Annotated in this window: 15 protein-coding genes; 12 read left to right on the forward strand and 3 right to left on the reverse strand. The window is 65.4% G+C overall.

Translation table 11 applies throughout. The features are described from left to right. Position 1: 1 nt before the first annotated feature. The 8 genes from ACGFNJ_RS33295 (at position 2) to katG (ending at position 8,938) form a co-directional block, all read left to right on the forward strand. Positions 2–1,516: a GMC family oxidoreductase gene (locus ACGFNJ_RS33295; RefSeq protein WP_393457397.1), complete on the forward strand. Its 1,515-nt coding sequence runs from the start codon at positions 2–4 to the stop codon at positions 1,514–1,516. Continuing rightward, a complete protein-coding gene (locus ACGFNJ_RS33300; protein ID WP_393457400.1) occupies positions 1,513–2,625 on the forward strand; it encodes an NAD(P)-dependent alcohol dehydrogenase in 1,113 nt (370 codons plus the stop codon). The genes ACGFNJ_RS33295 and ACGFNJ_RS33300 overlap by 4 nt, the downstream gene beginning before the upstream one ends. A gap of 70 nt (positions 2,626–2,695) precedes the next feature. Then, positions 2,696–3,670, forward strand: coding sequence for a TolB family protein (locus tag ACGFNJ_RS33305; protein WP_393457403.1), 975 nt, complete (start codon positions 2,696–2,698; stop codon positions 3,668–3,670). 23 nt (positions 3,671–3,693) lie between these two features. Then, positions 3,694–4,209 carry an SRPBCC family protein gene (locus ACGFNJ_RS33310; RefSeq protein ID WP_393457406.1) on the forward strand — a complete coding sequence of 172 codons (516 nt, stop codon included), beginning with the start codon at positions 3,694–3,696 and terminating at the stop codon, positions 4,207–4,209. Positions 4,210–4,218: 9 nt separating this feature from the next. Further along, on the forward strand, positions 4,219–4,770 hold the full coding sequence (locus tag ACGFNJ_RS33315) for a GNAT family N-acetyltransferase (protein ID WP_393457409.1): 552 nt from the start codon (positions 4,219–4,221) through the stop codon (positions 4,768–4,770). 391 nt (positions 4,771–5,161) lie between these two features. After that, positions 5,162–6,100 carry a hypothetical protein gene (locus ACGFNJ_RS33320; protein WP_393457412.1) on the forward strand — a complete coding sequence of 313 codons (939 nt, stop codon included), beginning with the start codon at positions 5,162–5,164 and terminating at the stop codon, positions 6,098–6,100. Between the two features lie 153 nt (positions 6,101–6,253). Further along, on the forward strand, positions 6,254–6,670 hold the full coding sequence (locus ACGFNJ_RS33325) for a Fur family transcriptional regulator (RefSeq protein WP_393457475.1): 417 nt from the start codon (positions 6,254–6,256) through the stop codon (positions 6,668–6,670). Between the two features lie 36 nt (positions 6,671–6,706). Then, entirely contained in the window at positions 6,707–8,938 is a 2,232-nt protein-coding gene (katG, locus tag ACGFNJ_RS33330; protein ID WP_393457415.1) for a catalase/peroxidase HPI, read from the forward strand. Positions 8,939–8,979: 41 nt separating this feature from the next. Here the strand turns inward: katG and ACGFNJ_RS33335 are convergent, their stop codons facing one another. Continuing rightward, on the reverse strand, positions 8,980–10,239 hold the full coding sequence (locus ACGFNJ_RS33335) for a cytochrome P450 (protein WP_393457418.1): 1,260 nt from the start codon (positions 10,237–10,239) through the stop codon (positions 8,980–8,982). Between the two features lie 345 nt (positions 10,240–10,584). Between ACGFNJ_RS33335 and ACGFNJ_RS33340 the strand changes: the two genes are divergently transcribed. From ACGFNJ_RS33340 to ACGFNJ_RS33350, 3 genes are all read left to right on the forward strand, one after another. Beyond that, complete coding sequence (locus ACGFNJ_RS33340; RefSeq protein ID WP_393457421.1) at positions 10,585–12,087, forward strand: beta-N-acetylhexosaminidase; 1,503 nt, start codon at positions 10,585–10,587, stop codon at positions 12,085–12,087. A 153-nt stretch (positions 12,088–12,240) separates the two neighbouring features. Further along, positions 12,241–14,214 (forward strand): glycosyl hydrolase family 18 protein, encoded by a 1,974-nt coding sequence (locus tag ACGFNJ_RS33345; protein ID WP_393457424.1) that lies wholly within the window; start codon positions 12,241–12,243, stop codon positions 14,212–14,214. Between the two features lie 255 nt (positions 14,215–14,469). After that, positions 14,470–15,216, forward strand: coding sequence for a lytic polysaccharide monooxygenase (locus ACGFNJ_RS33350; protein ID WP_393457427.1), 747 nt, complete (start codon positions 14,470–14,472; stop codon positions 15,214–15,216). A 59-nt stretch (positions 15,217–15,275) separates the two neighbouring features. Here the strand turns inward: ACGFNJ_RS33350 and ACGFNJ_RS33355 are convergent, their stop codons facing one another. Continuing rightward, the gene (locus tag ACGFNJ_RS33355; protein ID WP_393457430.1) at positions 15,276–15,830 is read right to left on the reverse strand and encodes a TerD family protein; all 555 of its coding nucleotides are present in this window, start codon (positions 15,828–15,830) and stop codon (positions 15,276–15,278) included. A 196-nt stretch (positions 15,831–16,026) separates the two neighbouring features. Here ACGFNJ_RS33355 and ACGFNJ_RS33360 point away from each other — a divergent pair, with 196 nt between their 5' ends. After that, a complete protein-coding gene (locus ACGFNJ_RS33360) occupies positions 16,027–16,815 on the forward strand; it encodes a hypothetical protein (RefSeq protein ID WP_393457433.1) in 789 nt (262 codons plus the stop codon). Here the strand turns inward: ACGFNJ_RS33360 and ACGFNJ_RS33365 are convergent. Further along, positions 16,812–17,543 (reverse strand): copper homeostasis protein CutC, encoded by a 732-nt coding sequence (locus ACGFNJ_RS33365; protein WP_393457436.1) that lies wholly within the window; start codon positions 17,541–17,543, stop codon positions 16,812–16,814. The genes ACGFNJ_RS33360 and ACGFNJ_RS33365 overlap by 4 nt on opposite strands. Positions 17,544–18,198: the final 655 nt, after the last annotated feature.

The raw sequence follows: 18,198 nt of genomic DNA on the forward strand, positions 1-18,198 counted from the left end.
CGTGAATCACGACTACATCGTGGTCGGCGCCGGGTCGGCGGGCGTGGTAGTCGCCCGCAGGCTCGTCGATGCCGGCCATCGGGTGCTGCTGCTGGAAGCCGGTCCGGCAGACACCAATCCGGCCATCCATGATCCGACGCGCTCCATCGAACTGTGGGGCAGCGACGTCGACTGGGCGTTCACCACCGAACCGCAGACCTACGCGGACGGGCGCCGCCTGCCGTGGCCGCGGGGCAAGACGCTCGGCGGCAGCAGTGCCTTCAACGGCATGATCTATGTCCGCGGCGTGCCCGCCGACTACGACGCCTGGGCATTCCAGGGCGCGGCGGGCTGGAGCTGGCAGGGGGTGGAACCCTACTTCCGCAAGCTGGAGCATTTCGGCGACACGAGCACGGGCCGCGGCACCGACGGCCCGCTCTACGTGCAGCGCAACCCTGGCCCGGATCCGCTGGTCCAGGCGTGGGTGCGGGCCGCGCAGGAGTACGGGCTGCCGTTCAACGACGACTACAACAGCGGTGACAGCACCGGCGTCAGCTACACCCAGCACACCATCAGGGACGGCAAGCGCCAGAGCACCTGGGTCGGTTACGGCAGGCCGATCCAGGACGATCCCGGCCTCACCGTGATCACGGGCGCGCAAGCGACGCGGGTGCTGTTCGACGAGGACCGCGCCATCGGCGTCGAATACCTGCGCGACGGGCAGCTCAACACCGCCTACGCCGAATCCGAAATCATCCTGTCCGCAGGTGTTTTCGGCTCGCCGCAGCTGCTGATGCTGTCCGGCGTCGGCCCGGCCGCGCAGTTGCGCTCGCTGGGGCTGCGGGTTCGTGTCGATCTGCCAGGCGTCGGACAGAACCTGCAAGACCACTGGTCGAGCCCGCTGATCTGGCACTCCAAGCAGGAATCGCCCGCGTGGGCCGCACAGGGATTGGAGGCACACTTCTTCAGCACCACGGTCGACGGACTGATCGCGCCGGACGTGCAGCCGATCTTCCTGTCCTGGGTCTACCCGCTGCCGAATGTCGAGTTGCCCCGCCAGGGCTTCTCCGCCGTCGCGCAGATTCTGCACCCGTACAGTCGCGGCGAATTGCGTTTGCGCTCTGCCGATCCCACCGTCGCTCCGATCCTCGATCCCCGCGTGTTCGCCGATCCCCGCGATCTGGAGACGCTCGTCGACAACCTGGAGATGTTGCGCGACATCGCCACCCAGGACGCACTGCGGGAATGGACTGACGGCGAAGCGATTCCCGGTGCGGCGGTGCGCACTCGCGAGCAACTTCGCGATCACGCCAGGGCGACCGTGGTCAGCGGACACCACCAGGTCGGCACCGCCAAGATGGGCCTCGACGCGAATGCCGTTGTCGATCCCGAACTGCGCGTGCACGGGCTGCTCGGCCTGCGCGTCGTCGACGCATCGGTGATGCCGACGCTGCCGAGCGCCAACACCAACGGTCCCACCATCATGATCGCGGAGAAGGCCGCCGACCTCATCCTCGGCCGGAAGGTGCCCGCATGACGACCATCACCGCGTCCGTCGCGCGGGACAGCGCCGACGAATTCAGCGTCGAGCAGCTGGAATTGGAAGATCCACGGCCCGACGAAGTGCTGATCCGGTATGTCGCGGCTGGCCTGTGCCACACCGATCTCGAGGCCGCGCGCGGCACCGTCCCCACGCCGCGACCGGTGGTCCTCGGGCACGAAGGCGCAGGCGTCGTCGCCGCGGTCGGGTCGGCGGTCACCGGCTTCGAACCCGGCGATAGGGTGCTGCTGAGCCTGGATTCGTGTGGTCGCTGTGCGCACTGTCTGGCCGGGCAGCCCGCGTACTGCGTCGACCATATCCCGCTGAACTTCCACGCGCGCCGCGCGGACGGCTCGGTCGGCCTGCGCGATGCCGCGGGCGCACCGGTGCACGACCACTTCTTCGGCCAATCCTCGCACGCCACTTACGGTTTGGCACACCCTCGGGGACTGGTCAAGGTCGACGCCGACATCCCGCTCGAGGTGCTCGCGCCGATGGGCTGCGGCGTGATCACCGGGGCTGGCGCCGTTCTGAACTCACTGCGCGTGCAGGCGGGCAGCACGGTGGCGATCTTCGGCGCGGGCGCAGTCGGCCTCAGCGCCATGCTGGCCGCCATCGCGGTGGGAGCTACTCGCGTCATCGTGATCGACCGCATCCCCGAAAGACTGACCTTGGCAACAGAACTGGGCGCCACCGACACCATCGACGCCACCAGCGCCGACAGCGCCGACAGCGCCGCCGCGATCGACGACCTCACCAACGGCCGCGGTGTCGACTACAGCATCGAATCCACCGGTGTCCTCGCTGTCATGAATACCGCCGCGAAAGTGCTTGCACCCCTTGGCTCCGCCGCGATCCTCGGCGTCACCGCCCCCGACGCGGCCCTGCAGGCCAACGTCTTCGAACTACTGAAAGGCCGCACCATCACCGGCTCCGTCATGGGCCACCAAGCACCGGCAGTCCTCATCCCCCGACTGCTGAACCTCTACCGGCAAGGCCGCTTCCCGCTCGACTGCCTGATCCGCCGCTATCCCCTGCACCAGATCAACACCGCGGTGGCCGACGTCAAATCCGGCAGCACCATCAAAGCGGTCCTCGTGCCGTAACGAGCTGTGCTCGGTCCGCACAGCGGACCGAGCACGCCGGGGTCTGCCCGACGCTGGCTACCGTGAAGTGGTGATCAAGAAAGTATCGGTTGCGTTCGGTGTCGCGCTCGTTCTGGTCACCGGGTCGGCGGCTGCCGCGCCTGCGCCGACTCGGGCCGATGGGGCCGAGTTGGTTTATCGGCCTGCGTATCCCCGGAGTGCACAGAATGCCGCGTTTTCCCCGGATGGGGCGTCGCTGGTGTTCACCGAGTTCTTCGACGGATACAACCTCGGCGGCGCAAGTCTGAATCGGTTGCGGAATTTCGGTGGCACCCCGGAGGTCCTGGTGCAGGACGGGGATCAGGCGGCGGTCAATCTGCCGGGGTCGGCGTGGAATGGGCCGCGCGGGCTCATCACCTTTTCGTTCGACAGCACCAACCGGGATGAAATCTGGGTGCTGCAGCCAGGGAATCCCCCACCGCGGCGGGTGACGAAGCACGACGGGACGCGGGGGTACACCGAGCCGAGCTTCTCACCGGACGGTAACTGGATTGTGTTCCAGGAGAACGACAATCAGAGCGGGACCGGTGCGCGCGGGAGCATTTTGAAGGTGCCGACGGCGGGCGGCAAGGCGATCATGGTGATCGATGGGCCGCGCAGCAATACCGATAATCGGCAACCGAATTGGTCGCCACGCGGTGACCGGATCGTGTTCCAGTCGCGCAGCGGGAATTCCGAGGATTGGGACCTGCGCACCATTGCTCCGGACGGGACCGGGTCGACCGCGCTCACCAGTGGCTCGGATGAAGACACCGACGCGAGCTTCTCGCCGGACGGGAGCTGGGTGGTGTATTCCTCCGATCATGCCGGCGCCCCGCACGCGCAGATCTTTGCGAAGCGTACAGATGGGACCGGTCAACCGGTGCGGGTGACGACCTCGGATCAATACGACGGCGCGCCGAGCTGGTCACCCGACGGGAAATGGATCACCTTCGAATCCAGCGCTGACGGCGTCGCACCCACCGCGCTGTGGCGAATTCCGGCCCCGGCTACGACCCGCGGGTGAGGTGATCCGGCAGAATCGGCAGGATGACTCGTTGGTTCGAGCTAGAGCCCGTCGACAAGACCTTCTTCGATACCGCGACGTATCGCGAGAAGTATTCGATGGAGCTGCCGGTCGACAGCGGCCAGGTATGGGCCGGATTCACCTCCGAGTCACCGATGACCTGGTGCAAGCTCATCACCACCGGTCGATACACCTCGCCCCTCGACGGGATCGGGACGACCCGCGATATCGAGCTCGCCGGCGGCGTCCTTCGCCTGCGTGAATACTTCTTCGACTGGGACGACACCGCCCGCCACCACAGCTTCTTCGTGCGCCAGGCCAACCTGCCGCTGTTCCGCGCGTTCGCCGAGGACTATCACCTCGCCGACACCCCGAACGGCTGCCGATTCACCTGGCGCTTCGCCTACGAACCCAAACCGGGGCTCGGCCTGGTCCACAAAGTCTCGGCCTTCCCCACGCGATTGATGCTGAGCAGCTTGGCCGCCGACACCGCCAAGCACTTCGGTGGCACTGCTGCAACACGGCTCCCGCGCGGGTAAACAGGGAACATGAGCAGTGCACCCCCGCTACGGATCACCCCGCTGTCCCCGGATCAGGCCGCCGACTTCGACCTCGTGTGCGCGGTCGTCGCGCTGATCAACGAGGTCTACGAAGTGGCGGAGGAAGGGCTGTGGGCCAAAGGCCACAGCCGCACCACCACCGACGACATCGCCGCACTCGTTCGTGCAGGCGAGATCGCCGTCGCCTATCAGGACGACGAGCTGGTCGGCTGCCTCCGCGTTCGCCAACTCGACACGGAGATAAGCGAATTCGGCATGCTCGCCGCCGCACCCAAACGCCGCGGCCTCGGTATCGGCCGCGAACTGGTGCGGTTCGCCGAACAACGCGGCCGCGAAGCCGGGTCCAGCACAATGCAACTCGAGTTGCTTGTCCCCCGCGAGTGGAAACACCCGTCCAAGGAATTCCTGACCGAGTGGTATCAACGCATCGGCTACACCGCAGTACACACCGGCGAGCTCGCCGACTCCTACCCCGAACTCACCCCACGCCTGATCACCCCCTGTCACCTGATCACCTACCGTAAGCCCTTCCACCCCTGATCGACCTATTGCCGCGTAAGTCGAGTGCACAATTCATATGTCAAGTGTGACAACGGGTACGGGCCGAGATCCACACTGTTTCTCGAGGTCCGCGCAGGGGAACTTCGAGTAAAGGATCGGGCGCGATGAATTCCGTTCAACTGGCTACTGTTGAAATGAATCCCGCTAATAGCATTGCTGGACAACAGGATTAAATGTCGATGACTTGTCTTTCGTTGTCTCGGAATGCAACTGGGAAGCAGGGGTTACTCTGCGCCGATGCTAACCTCCGAGCGCAGCGGGTATTTGGCCGGGAATGGGCCCCGGCGCCCGTCTCGAGGAGGATCCGATGCGACGCTTGCATCTTCGAAAGTTATCTTCCGACAATGGATTGAGAAAATATCGTGTCAGTATGTGCCTGCCGGCGCTCGCTGCCTGTCTAATCCTTTCAGTCGGACTCGAACCGGCCGCCGCGGCAGCCCCCGCGGCAACCGACATCGGACGCGCGGCGCCCGCGGAACCGTACTGCTACACCGAGACCTACAATCAAACAGCCGACCTGAGCGACCTCAAAGCCCGCTTCAATTCCTCGAACTGGATGCAGACCCTGCAGGCCATGTACAAGCGACGCTGGCCGAGCGGCGAGAAATTGGCCATTGCCCAGGCCAAGGACAAGTACTGGGACCAGTTCGTGGAGAAGAAGAATTTCGAGGCGTTCGCCGAATCGATGATGGTGGCGATCCACGAGGAAACACACATGTGGGATCTCGACGCCGCGCGGACCGAGTGGGACGTGTACACCTCGTCGTGGATCAACTCCACCCAGCAGATGCTCAAAGTGCCGTTGCACGGCGGCTTTCCGCGCAAGGAAATCCTGCCGTTGATCAAAGACAAGTTCAGTGACGACATGGACGGGATCTACCTGCGGGACCGCCAGCAGGGCGATTACCACCTGCAGGGTGTGTTCGCCGAATTGAACGCGGGCCTGATGGGCCTGCCCGCGGCCTCGGTCGTGCAGGAATACATCAAGGGCATCGGGGCGAGCAACTCCAGGGACATCGCCGCGACCAATCTGCGATACCTGCTGCTGTATCTGCGCGTGGCCAAGACCAAGCACGCCGACTACTGGGCAAAGATCAAGAACGAGCCCAAGGTGCGCGACCTGGTGCTGACCCAATTCCTGCGCACGGCTTACTGGCTGGAGAAGTCCGCGCCCTATGCGGGCAAGCTGGGCAGCCCGAACGCCGACAAGATCACCGCGACGAACTACGCACCGGAGAACATCTCGATCCTCGAGGAGTTCACCGGCCGCAAGGTTCGCACCGACGCGCAGAAGAACTGCACGGCCTGACCTCACCGAGCAAGCAACGGGCTGGGAGCACCCACAACGGGTGGTCCCAGCCCGTTGCGCTGCAGGTAGCGACGAGATTTCCCAAATCGCCGCGCATCAAGACTTGAATCAGTAATAATCCTGAACGTGTCAAAATCTGTGGACTTCGAGCGCATGCTGCGCAGGGCGGCGCTGCGCGTCACCGCGCCACGGGTAGCAGTGCTTTCCGCAGTACACCACCACCCGCACTCCGATACGGACTCGATCCTCGGCCTCGTGCGCGAGACCCTCGGCGCGGTGTCCCACCAGGCCGTGTACGACGTGCTGCGCGCGCTGACCGCCGCGAACCTGCTCCGGCGCATCCAGCCGATGGGCACCGTGGCGCGCTACGAGACGCGGGTCGGCGACAACCACCATCACCTCGTCTGCCGGTCGTGCGGCGTCATCACCGACGTCGACTGCGCCGTCGGCGCAGCACCATGCCTGACCGCGTCGGACGACAGCGGATTCGTCCTCGACGAGGCAGAAGTCATCTATTGGGGCCAATGCCCCGCCTGCTCGACACAGGTTGTGTCGCAATCACACCCGTGATCCAGCCCGATCACACACCCCCCGAAAGGAATTGCCGTGCCCCAGGAACACCCGCCCATCGCAGAGGCGAACACCGAACCCGCGGCCAGTGGTTGCCCTGTCGCGTCCGGCCGCCTCAAGTACCCGGCCGAGGGCGGCGGCAACCGTGACTGGTGGCCGAACCAGCTCAATCTGCGGATCCTGCAGAAGAACCCCGCCGTCGCCAACCCGATGGGTGCCGAGTTCGACTACGCCGCCGAGTTCGAGACCCTGGATCTCGCTGCGGTGCAACGGGATATCGAAGAGGTGCTGACCAGCTCGCAGGAGTGGTGGCCCGCCGACTACGGCCACTACGGACCGTTCTTCATCCGGATGGCATGGCACGCCGCGGGTACCTACCGCGTCAACGACGGCCGCGGTGGCGCAGGCGCTGGCATGCAGCGGTTCGCGCCGCTCAACAGCTGGCCGGACAACGCGAGCCTGGACAAGGCCCGCCGCCTGCTGTGGCCGGTGAAGCAGAAGTACGGCAAGAAGATCTCCTGGGCCGACCTGATCGTCTTCGCGGGCAACGTCGCGCTGGAGTCGATGGGCTTCACCACCTTCGGCTTCGGCGGTGGCCGCGTCGATCAGTGGGAGCCGGAGGAGGACGTGTACTGGGGTCCGGAGCAGACCTGGCTCGGCGACGAGCGCTACACCGGCCAGCGCGATCTCGAAAGCCCCTTGGCCGCAGTGCAAATGGGCCTGATCTACGTGAATCCGGAAGGCCCCAACGGCAATCCGGATCCGCTGGCCGCTGCCGTCGACATCCGCGAGACGTTCCGCCGCATGGCGATGAACGACATCGAGACCGCGGCGCTGATCGCGGGCGGGCACACCTTCGGCAAGACGCACGGCGCCGGCCCCGCCGATCACGTCGGCCCCGAGCCCGAGGCCGCCCCGCTGGAGGAGCAGGGTCTCGGCTGGCGCAGCACGTTCGGCACCGGCGTCGGCGCCGACGCGATCACCAGCGGTCTCGAAGGCGCGTGGACGCCGACCCCGCGCACCTGGGACAACACCTTCGTCGAGACCCTGTACGGCTACGAGTGGGAGAAGACCAAGAGCCCCGCCGGTGCGTGGCAGTGGATTCCCAAGGACGGTGCGGGCACCGGCACGGTCCCCGATGCGCACGATTCGTCGAAGACGCACACCCCGGTCATGCTGACCACCGACCTCGCGCTGCGCGTCGACCCGATCTACGAGCAGATCACCCGCCGCTGGCTCGACCACCCGGAGGAACTCGCGGACGAGTTCGCCAAGGCCTGGTTCAAGCTGACCCACCGCGACATGGGCCCGATCGTCCGCTACCTCGGCCCGCTGGTGCCGCAGGAGACGCTGCTGTGGCAGGACCCGGTCCCTGCGGTGACGCACGATCTCGTCGGCCCCGCCGATATCGCAACGCTCAAGAGTCAGATCCTGTCCTCGGGTCTGACTGTCGCACAGCTTGTTTCGACCGCGTGGGCGGCGGCCGCGTCGTTCCGCGGCAGTGACAAGCGCGGCGGCGCCAACGGTGGGCGCATCCGGCTGCAGCCGCAGCGCGGCTGGGAGGTCAACGAGCCGGATCAGCTCGCATTGGTGATCCCCACGCTCGAGCGGATCCAGGAGGCCTTCAACGCCACCCAGTCCGGGAACACCAGGGTGTCGTTCGCGGATCTGGTGGTGCTGGCAGGCAACGCGGCGGTCGAGCAGGCTGCCAAGAACGCCGGGTATGACATCGAGGTGCCGTTCACCCCCGGCCGCACGGACGCCACGCAGGAGCAGACCGACGTCGAGTCCTTCGCCGCGATGGAGCCGACGGCCGACGGTTTCCGCAACTACCTCGGCAAGGGCAACCGCCTGCCCGCCGAGTTCCTGCTGATCGACCGGGCGAACCTGCTGACACTCAGCGCGCCCGAGATGACCGTCCTCGTCGGCGGCCTGCGGGTGCTCGGCGCGAACCACCAGCGGTCCGCGCTCGGCGTGCTGACCGCGAAGACCGAGTCGCTGACCAACGACTTCTTCGTGAACCTGCTCGACATGGGCACGAAATGGGCGCCGTCGCCTGCCGACGACGGCACCTACGTCGGCACCGACCGCGGCACGGGTGCGGCCACTTGGACCGGCAGCCGGGTCGACCTGGTCTTCGGGTCGAACTCGCAGCTGCGCGCGGTCGCCGAGGTCTACGCGACCGATGACGCGAAGCAGAAGTTCGTCGAGGACTTCGTCGCCGCATGGACCAAGGTGACGAACCTCGACCGTTTCGATATCGCCTGATCGACGCGCGATGGCCGGCCGAAGGGCTGGCCATCGCGCGGCTACAGCACCGGCAAGGGCGGCGATGCCGGGAAGACGACCGGCAGTGCCGTCACCGCTCGGTGGAATGGGCCTGGGCGCCAACTGAGTTCGTCGGCCGCGACCGCGAGCCGGATCTCCGGGAGCGCGTCGAGAAGCTGGTCGATGGCGTCCTGTGCGATCAGGTACGCCATCGAACTGGCCGGGCACACATGCGGGCCCGCACCCCAGGCGAGGTGCGAGCGATTGCCCGCGTACTGCTGTGCCGCAGTGATATCGGGGTCGGTGTTGCAGGCGGCCATGCTGATGACGACCGGTTGGTCGGCGGGTAGCCACGCCTCGTCGATCAGCACGGGCTGCCGCGGAAAGCTGATGCAGAAGTTCGCCATCGGCGGGTCGTTGAACAGCACCTCGTCGAGCGCGTCGCGGGTCGACAGGCTGCCGCCGAGGACGCTACCGCCGAACCGCTCGTCGGTCAGGATCAGCAGCAGCGTGTTGACGATCAGATTCTGTTGCGGCTCAATGCCTGCGCCGTACAGCGTGGCCAGCTGATGCACCATCTCGATGTCGCTCAGCTCGGCCGGGTGTTGCAGCATCCGGGTGGTCACGTCGTCACCGGGTCGACTCCGCTTGAGCTGGATCAGTTCCTGCAACGCACCGACGAGCATGATGTTGCCGCGTTCGGCATCGACACCCTCGAAGATCGCGGCCATGCCGGTCGCGGCGTGCTCGGCGATCTCGGCCGGACAGCCGAGCATGGCGTTGAGCACCGCGAACGCGAGCGGAAACGCGTACTGGCGCACCAGGTCCGCGGCGCCGTCCGCGCAGAACTCGTTGATCAGCGGCAGCGCCGTCCGCGCCACGGTGTCGTGCAAGCCGTACTGGTCGACCTTGTCCAGCCCCGCCGTTGTGGTCTGCCGATACCGCGTGTGCTCGGCGCCGGCGCTGCGCAACGCGTTCGGCCGCCACTGCATCATCGGCAGCACCGGGCAGTCGGCGGCGACGTTGCGCTGCCAGGCTCGCGGATCCGCCGGGAAATGGTCGGGATCATTGAAGATGCGCAGCGCCGTGCTGTACCCGATCACCAAGGTGGCAGGGACATCCGGCGCCAGCTCGACCGGAACCAGCGATCGGTGTGTTGCTCGCATCTCCCGATAAGCGCCGTGCGGATCCGCCGCGAAAGCCGGTGTGTACAACGGCACCCGCGGTCCGTCGGTGTCGCCCGGCACCCTGCGCTGAGTGTGGTGGGCAGGCCCGCGCGCGGGGGGCGGCGGCATCGTCATCGAAAAAGCTCCAGGTGTCGATTGGGAATTTTCCCCACATGAACATGAATTGCTGTCCACTTTCTGCAGGGATGAGCGTAGTTCAAATCCATTGTTCAACTGGGGAATTCAGTGCAATGTCACCAGTAGAACACGACCAGCTGGCCTGTTTCGATCACTTGTGATCGAAATAGCCGTTACTTGAACACAATTGGACGTTCCGGAACGGACAATTGTAATCTGATGCGCGTCTCTTCCTGATCTGTGCACCGGAGGTGCGCCTTGCGGAATCTCTTTTCCCTGTTCATATTCGGCACTATTCTAGGGCTGGTAACCCTGGGGGCGCCCGGCCTGGCCGGACCCGCCATGGCCGACAATCCACCTACGCTCGAACGCAGTGTCACCGATATCGTTCCGGTGCCGGTGCAAGCGAAGGCCGACCCGAAGGCCAACTTCACGCTGACCGCCAACAGCGTGATCCGCGCCGAACACCAGGCGCGCGGCGTCGCCGACTACCTCGCCCAATTACTGCGCCCGGCAACGGGATACAAACTGCCGGTGGTGGAGCGCCACGACAAGGGCAGGCCGGGCATCACCCTGCAGCTCGGCGACGCCGATCGCCGCCTCGGCGAGGAGGGCTACCAGCTGACGGTGAAGAAGGACGGCGTCACCCTGTGGGCGAACACGCCGAAGGGGCTGTTCTCGGCCGTGCAGTCGCTGCGCCAGCTGTTCCCGTCGGCGATCAACAAAACGACTGTGCAGAAACAGGATTGGGTCGTCTCGGGCGGCACGGTGTTCGACCACCCGCGCTTCGGCTGGCGCGGCGCCATGCTCGACGTGGCCAGGCACTTCTTCAAGCCCGATCAGGTCAAGCGCTACATCGACCAGATCGCGCAGTACAAGATCAACACACTGCACCTGCACCTGACCGACGACCAGGGCTGGCGCATCGAGATCAAGAGCTGGCCGAAGCTGGCCGAGATCGGCGGCAAGACCGCGGTCGGCGGCGATCCTGGCGGCTACTACACCCAGGAGCAGTACAAGGATATCGTCAATTACGCTGCCTCGCGCCACATCACGGTGGTGCCCGAGGTCGACATGCCCGGCCACACCAACGCCGCGCAGGCCTCCTACGGCGAGCTGAACTGTGACGGCAAGCCGGTGCCGCCGCGCACCGACATCGAGGTGGGCTACAGCTCGCTGTGCATCCCGAAGCCGATCACCTACAAGTTCGTCGAGGACGTGATTCGCGAGCTGGCGGCGATCACCCCCGGCCCGTACCTCAACATCGGCGGCGACGAGGCGCACTCCACCACGCCCGCCGACTACAAGACCTTCTACGACAAGGTCTCGCCGATGCTGTCCCGGTACGACAAGAAGATCATGGGCTGGCACAACATCGCCGTGACGAACCCGCCGACCTCGGCAGTGCCGCAGTACTGGGATCCGGCCACCAGCAACGCCGACGTGGTCGCGGCGGCCAAGCGGGGCAACAAGATTCTGATGTCCCCGGCGAACAAGGCGTACCTCGACATGAAGTACAACCCGCAGACGCCGATCGGCCTGCACTGGGCCGGCTACGTCGAGGTGAAGGACGCCTACGCATGGGATCCGGCCACCTATCTGCAGGGCTTGTCGGAGAACCAGATCGCCGGAGTCGAGGCCCCGCTGTGGACCGAGACGGTGCGCACCAGTGCCGATATCGAATACCTGGCATTCCCACGGTTGGCCGGTGCGGCCGAGATCGGTTGGTCTCCGGCATCGACCCATAACTGGGACAACTACCGTGCCCGGCTCGCCAAACAAGGTCCGATCTGGACCGCACTTGGCATGAACTTCTACCGATCACCCCAGGTCGACTGGAAGTAACCGCACCACCGCTCGTGCCGGGGAGCAGTGCCGGCCTGACCGTCAGGTCGGCACTGCTCTATTCGCCACCGGATCGCCCGCGAGCACGACCCCTCATGTCCCGACCTGGGTTGTGAGGCAATCGATCCCACTACACCACAGGGAGGATCCCCCATGTGGAAGGCGAAATATTCGGCACTCTTCGCGCTCGTCGCGAGCCTGCTGATCGGCATATCCATGGCGCTGGTCGGCACGACCAACGCCGTACCGGCGCAAGCATCCTTGAAGGCACCGACGTCGGGCGGCGTCAAAATTGCCTACTACGACCAGTGGTCGGTCTACCAGAACGCCTACTTCCTCAAACAGGTCGACACCTCGGGCGCCGCAGCCAAACTCGACTACCTCAACTACAGCTTCGCCAACATTCACCCGACCGACCTGACCTGTTTCGAAGCGAACAAGGCGGCGAGCCAGGACGAGAACAACCCGAATGCCGGAGACGGCGCGGGTGATTCGTACGCCGACTACGGCAAGACGTTCGACGCGTCGAACAGCGTCAACGGCACCGCGGACGCCTGGAACGACCCGATCGTCGGAAACTTCAAGCAGCTCAAGCAACTCAAGGCGAAGCACCCGAAGCTCAAGGTGCTGCTGTCCATCGGCGGCTGGACCTATTCGAAGTACTTCTCCGATGTTTCCGCCAGCGATGCCGCACGCAAGAAGTTCGTCTCCTCCTGCATCGACATGTTCCTCAAAGGAAACCTGCCCTCGCAGAACGGCTATGGCGGCCCAGGCACCGGCAAGGGGATCTTCGACGGATTCGATCTGGACTGGGAATACCCGGGCGGTGGCGGGCACCTCGGTAATCACGCCTCGCCGAACGACAAGGCCAACTTCACGTTGCTGGCCGCCGAATTCCGCAGCCAGCTCGACGCGCAGGGCACCGCCGATGGAAAGCGCTATTCGGTGACGGCGGCCGTGGGAGCAGGCCAGGACAAGATCCGGCACTACGAGACCGACAAGCTCGGCCGGTACCTCGATCTGGTCAACCTGATGACCTACGACATGCACGGCGCCTGGGATGCGAAGGGACCGACCAACTTCCAGGATCCCATCTACAGCAGGCCGGACGACCCGATGCAGCCGGTGCCGCCGGGCAACGGCAAGTACAACATCGACGCGGCGGTCTCCGCGTGGGTGAAGGGCGACAGCTCGTACGGGATCGCTGGCGGGTACCCGCCGGAGAAGCTGACCATCGGATTCCCGTTCTACTACCGCGGCTGGACCGGTGTCCCCGCCGGCAACAGCAACGGCGTGTTCCAGCCCGCGTCCGGTCCCGCACAGGGCGCCCCGCTGTCCGGCAATGTGCCGGGCATCCGGATGTACAAGGAACTCTCGGGCGTAGTCGACAACCCGTCGAGGACGTTCTACGACACCACGGCGCAGGCGGCCTACTTCTACGACGGCACCAACTGGTGGGGCGGTGACTCACCGCAATCCATCAAGGCCAAGGCGGATTACCTGCACTGCAAGGGACTCGGCGGCGGGATGATGTACTCGCTGATGGACCTGGATCGGGCGAACACCCTGTTCAATCACGTCATCGATGCCGTCAACGGCTCGGCGCCGAGCAACTGCTCGACCACGCCGACGACAACACCGACCACCACGACCACCGTGCCGCCGACCACAACGACCACGCCACCGTCGACGACGACAACCCCTCCGACGACGACACCGTCGCCCGGCGGAAAGGGTGTGGTGAACGGTGATTTCGAGGCAGGGTCGCTGGCACCGTGGACCTGCACCGGCAATCTCGGCTCGCTCGTCGGCAGTCCGGTGCACGGCGGTAAGAACGCGCTGTCCGGTGCGCCGAGCAGCAGTGACAACGCCAAGTGCAGCCAAACGGTCACCGTGGAACCCGGCCGGGCGTACACGTTGTCGGCGTGGGTGAACGGCGCCTACGTCTACCTCGGCGTCACCGGTTCCGCCAACGACACGTCCACCTGGACGCCGTCGACCGGCGGTGCGTATAAGCAGCTTTCGACAAAGCTCACGACGGGGCCGCAGACCACCTCCGTCACGGTCTATGTCAACGGCTGGTACGGCCAGGGCACATATTCCGTCGATGACGTCACGCTGAGTTAACGCCGCACGAAATCGAAGGTGGGTCTCGCGCACCGAGACCCGCCTTTTCGTGCGCCGAAATAAACGCCGCAAATATTCGAGTTTCGTTCACGCACAAGGAATTCCGTACATTACTCCCTTGATTGAACACTCGGCGCGCTTTTACAGTCGAATCCTCAATTGAAGAAATGACCTGTTACCGGAACATATTTCGGCCCAGGTCCGTGGGACGACTTGCCGGCTTCCACCGTCCTCTCTCAGCTAGAGGAGCACCTTGTGAAAAATCGAACGCTGTCCATCGTCGGGGCGGTAGCTTTCGCCCCGCTGCTTATCGCCGTACTGCCGCAAGCCACCGCGAACGCCCACGGCTACGTCTCATCGCCGCTCAGCCGGCAGGCGCAATGCGCGAAGAACCTCGTCCCTTGTGGCGCAATCAAATACGAACCGCAAAGCGTGGAGGGCCCCAAGGGCCTGCGCAGTTGCAACGGCGGCGAGTCCAGATTCGCCGAGCTGAACGACGACACCAAGGGATGGAAGCCGCAATCCGTCAGCCGCGCAGCGGCTTTCACCTGGACCAACACGGCGCGGCATGCCACCTCCAACTGGGAGTACTACATCGGCACCACCCGCGTCGGCGTCGTCGACGGCCGCGGCCAGCAGCCGCCCGCCACCGTCACCCACAACATCGACCTCGGCAATTTCACCGGCAGGCAGAAACTCCTCGCCATCTGGAACATCGCCGACACCGGAAACGCCTTCTACGCCTGCATCGACCTCGATATCAACGGCGGAACCCCCACCACCACACCGAAACCGACGACAACCACGCCGCAGCCGACCACGACAACCCCGCAGCCGACCACCACGACGCCGACCCCCGGCCAATGGCAGGCCGGCGGCACCTACCAGGCAGGCGACGTCGTGACCTACGACGGCGCGCGCTACCGCTGCCTGCAATCCCACACCGCCAGCGACCCCACCTGGACCCCGGCGAGCACGCCGGCCCTGTGGCAGCGCCTCTGACCCGATTCCAGCGGTCGTCCTGCGCCCTCGCGGGCGCGGGACGGCCGTTGTGCCGTGCGCTAGCGCAGGTAGCGGCCGAGCAGCGGCGCGGCATCGACCGGATGCCGCGCGGCGATGCCCTCATCGATCTCGTGGAACTCCCAAGCCCCGTCGCCGGTGCGGCGCAGTGCGCCCATCACCAGCCCCGTATGCGAGGCGCCGTGCAGCTCGTAGCGCGCGATCTCGGTGCCGGACACGCTGTCCACCAAGCGGCAGAAGGCGTTGTCGATCTCGGCGAAAGTGTGGCCGGTATAGGTGGTTACAAGGAAGATCACCGTCGTCACCTCGGGTGACAGTCTGGTCAGATCCACCGAGATGATCTCGTCGTCGGCCTTGCGCGGACCCTCACCGGTGATGCTGTCGCCGAGATGATGGATCGAGCCGTCCTGGGAGGTCAGGCTCTCGTGGTAGACCACGTCCACCAGTCCGTTCCCGCTGAACAGCATTGCGGCCGCGTTCATGTCGATATCGCGGACGGCCCCGCCCCACCAGCGGTCCCGGCGCACCGGTTCCCAGCCCAGCGCCATGGTGACGAGCTCGAAGCCCGTACCACTGTCGTCGCGAAGCACGTGCACCGCGCGTTCCCTTCCACAGGGGCGAGCGGCATCGCGAAATACCGCACCGCCTAACCATCTTGGACATCCACCCTAACGGAATCCTTACGCGGCACCCCCTGGCTATCCGGCGCGGCAGCGGAAACCGATGCGTGAACCGCCGCTCGACACGGCGACCCCCTCGCACCCGATGACGTGTCGAGAGTAGGAATGACCCGTGAGATCGACATTTTCGACGACGCCGTGGCTGGAGCCGGGGCATTTCCAGCCTCGGGACCAGGCGGTCCGCATCACGCTCACGGCACGGGGCTGCACCGAATCCCCCATCGAGGTGCTGGATCCGACCGCACGGTCTGTTCGCACCGAGGGTGGCGAGACGATGGTGAGCGACGGATTCGGCGCGGTGCGGCATCGCAGCGACTGCCCGCCCTGTGCCGCGGACATCTATCGAATCCGCATCGAAGGCGGCCGCATCGACGGACGATACGCGGGACGGTGGTCCGATGAAGCCATCGCGCGCTGCCAACACCTGGCCTGCCGCATCGGCTGGGCGCGCGGCGACCACGGCTGGCGGGGAACATTCCTCGACGGGACCGAGGTGCCCGACTGGCTACGCGACACCACCGCGCAATTGCTCAGGGCCCCAGCTGGATTCGGCCTCGAAGTCGCCCAGATTCTCGATCCGCTCGACTGGCCGACCCTGCTCGAACACCATCCCGACGACCTCGATCTCGTGCTCGACGCCGAACGCGACGAAGGCCCCTTCCTCTTGGACTGGGAGCCGACAGTCGACGCGTTCCACGTCCTGGCCGCGGCCGGGCACTCCCCCTTCTTCGCCGCAAGCATCGGCATCGGCGTGACCACCCAGTTGCAGCTACGCATCACCGCACTGCTGTGCCACATCTATCCGATCGACACTGTCATCACCAACCGCGTGTCGACCGTGCTCGGCGGGATCGACTACGACGACAGGCTGCCCGGATGGTCGTGGAAGGGCCTGGACTAGCCGCGGACCACCGAACACAGCTCAGCGACCCCGTCCGCATCGGTCTCGAACCGATCGAACCCTGCCGGCACACCGACACCCGCGAAAGTCACCACCCCACCACCACTGTCCCCGCGCACCGGCGCGCGAACACCGGCGTGCAGATCCGAAACACCGGTCGCCGCGATGACCTCCAGTGCATTCGAGGCCCGCACCCCACCACACGCCATCACCTGAATCGCACCGGCCGCCCGCTGCACCAAATCCTTGATCACCGGCGCACCGTCGAGCACATTCGGCTGCCGACCCGACGTGAGAATCCGCGTGAACCCGAGCGAAATAGCCTGCGCCAGTAGCTCTTCCGAAGAAGCACTGACATCGATAGCGCGATGAAACGTCGTCTCCATCCCCTCCGCCGCAGCCACGAACTCCGCACAAGCGGGATCTGCCAGCCCATCCGCCCCCAACGCCCCCACCACTACTCCCCGCGCCCCCGCCCGCCGAGCCGCCTCGATATCCCGCACCATCACCGCGATCTCATCCCGCGAATACCGAAAATCCCCAGGCCGCGGCCTAATCAACACATGCACCTCAGTCCGCACCCCCACCCCCACAGCCGCCTCGATCAACCCGACACTAGGCGTCAACCCCCCATCCCCCAGCCCCCCACACAACTCCACCCGATCAGCACCGAACCGCTCAGCAACCCGCATCCCACCAACCGACTCAACAACAATCTCCACACGCACACCGCAAAGTATCCCCCAACAACTCAGCAGTCGCCGATCACCTCATCGATGGCCACGGCAAGCGGCAACCCAGCAACCCGAGCGAGCCGCCCCGGCCTACGAGCCCTCGCCATGCATCCGCACCCCTTCCGCGCATCCGCACCCCTTCTAGCACCCCAGAACGAGTGCAAATCCACAGAACGGGTGCGGATTCGAGGCCTCCGATCTTAAAACCGCAGCAGCCGCACACTTTCTGTCTTCCCGCACACGATTTTGCATGCCAAATCGTGTGCGGGAAGACAGAAAGTGTGCGGCTGAGAGTCTTTGATCTTGAATCTTTGTCTTCGATCTTGAAGCTCTCGAAACGGGACCACAGCCAAGTAACCCGGCTGGAACGAGCGAACGCGTGAGCGACTGCGGAGGTCAGCCGGGTACGGCAGGCGACGCCACCACGCTAATCCGGTGCAAACCCTGGGCTGCCGTACTCGTCAGGAGACCGTGGACCCGAAGGAGCTTTGCCTTCGCCGAGCCCAAAGCGGCACGGACACAGACCAACCCGTCCCGTGGGGCACGGCCTCGGGGGGACTGTAAGAACAACGGTGTAACTCCGAATCAAGGAGTGGCACATGGACTCTGATGTGATGGCGGTCGAGGTGGCCGATACTGACGCGGTGGC

Origin of the sequence: Nocardia sp. NPDC049149 (assembly GCF_043197455.1) — a bacterium.
In the GTDB taxonomy this organism is placed as follows: domain Bacteria; phylum Actinomycetota; class Actinomycetes; order Mycobacteriales; family Mycobacteriaceae; genus Nocardia.

Coding starts and splice junctions, on each gene's coding strand:
- ACGFNJ_RS33340 (WP_393457421.1), top strand. CDS start 10,585: ATGGCCGACAATCCACCTACGCTCGAACGCAGTGTCACCGATATCGTT.
- ACGFNJ_RS33315 (WP_393457409.1), top strand. CDS start 4,219: ATGAGCAGTGCACCCCCGCTACGGATCACCCCGCTGTCCCCGGATCAG.
- ACGFNJ_RS33320 (WP_393457412.1), top strand. CDS start 5,162: ATGTGCCTGCCGGCGCTCGCTGCCTGTCTAATCCTTTCAGTCGGACTC.
- ACGFNJ_RS33345 (WP_393457424.1), top strand. CDS start 12,241: ATGTGGAAGGCGAAATATTCGGCACTCTTCGCGCTCGTCGCGAGCCTG.
- ACGFNJ_RS33335 (WP_393457418.1), bottom strand. CDS start 10,239: ATGACGATGCCGCCGCCCCCCGCGCGCGGGCCTGCCCACCACACTCAG.
- ACGFNJ_RS33310 (WP_393457406.1), top strand. CDS start 3,694: ATGACTCGTTGGTTCGAGCTAGAGCCCGTCGACAAGACCTTCTTCGAT.
- ACGFNJ_RS33325 (WP_393457475.1), top strand. CDS start 6,254: ATGCTGCGCAGGGCGGCGCTGCGCGTCACCGCGCCACGGGTAGCAGTG.
- ACGFNJ_RS33300 (WP_393457400.1), top strand. CDS start 1,513: ATGACGACCATCACCGCGTCCGTCGCGCGGGACAGCGCCGACGAATTC.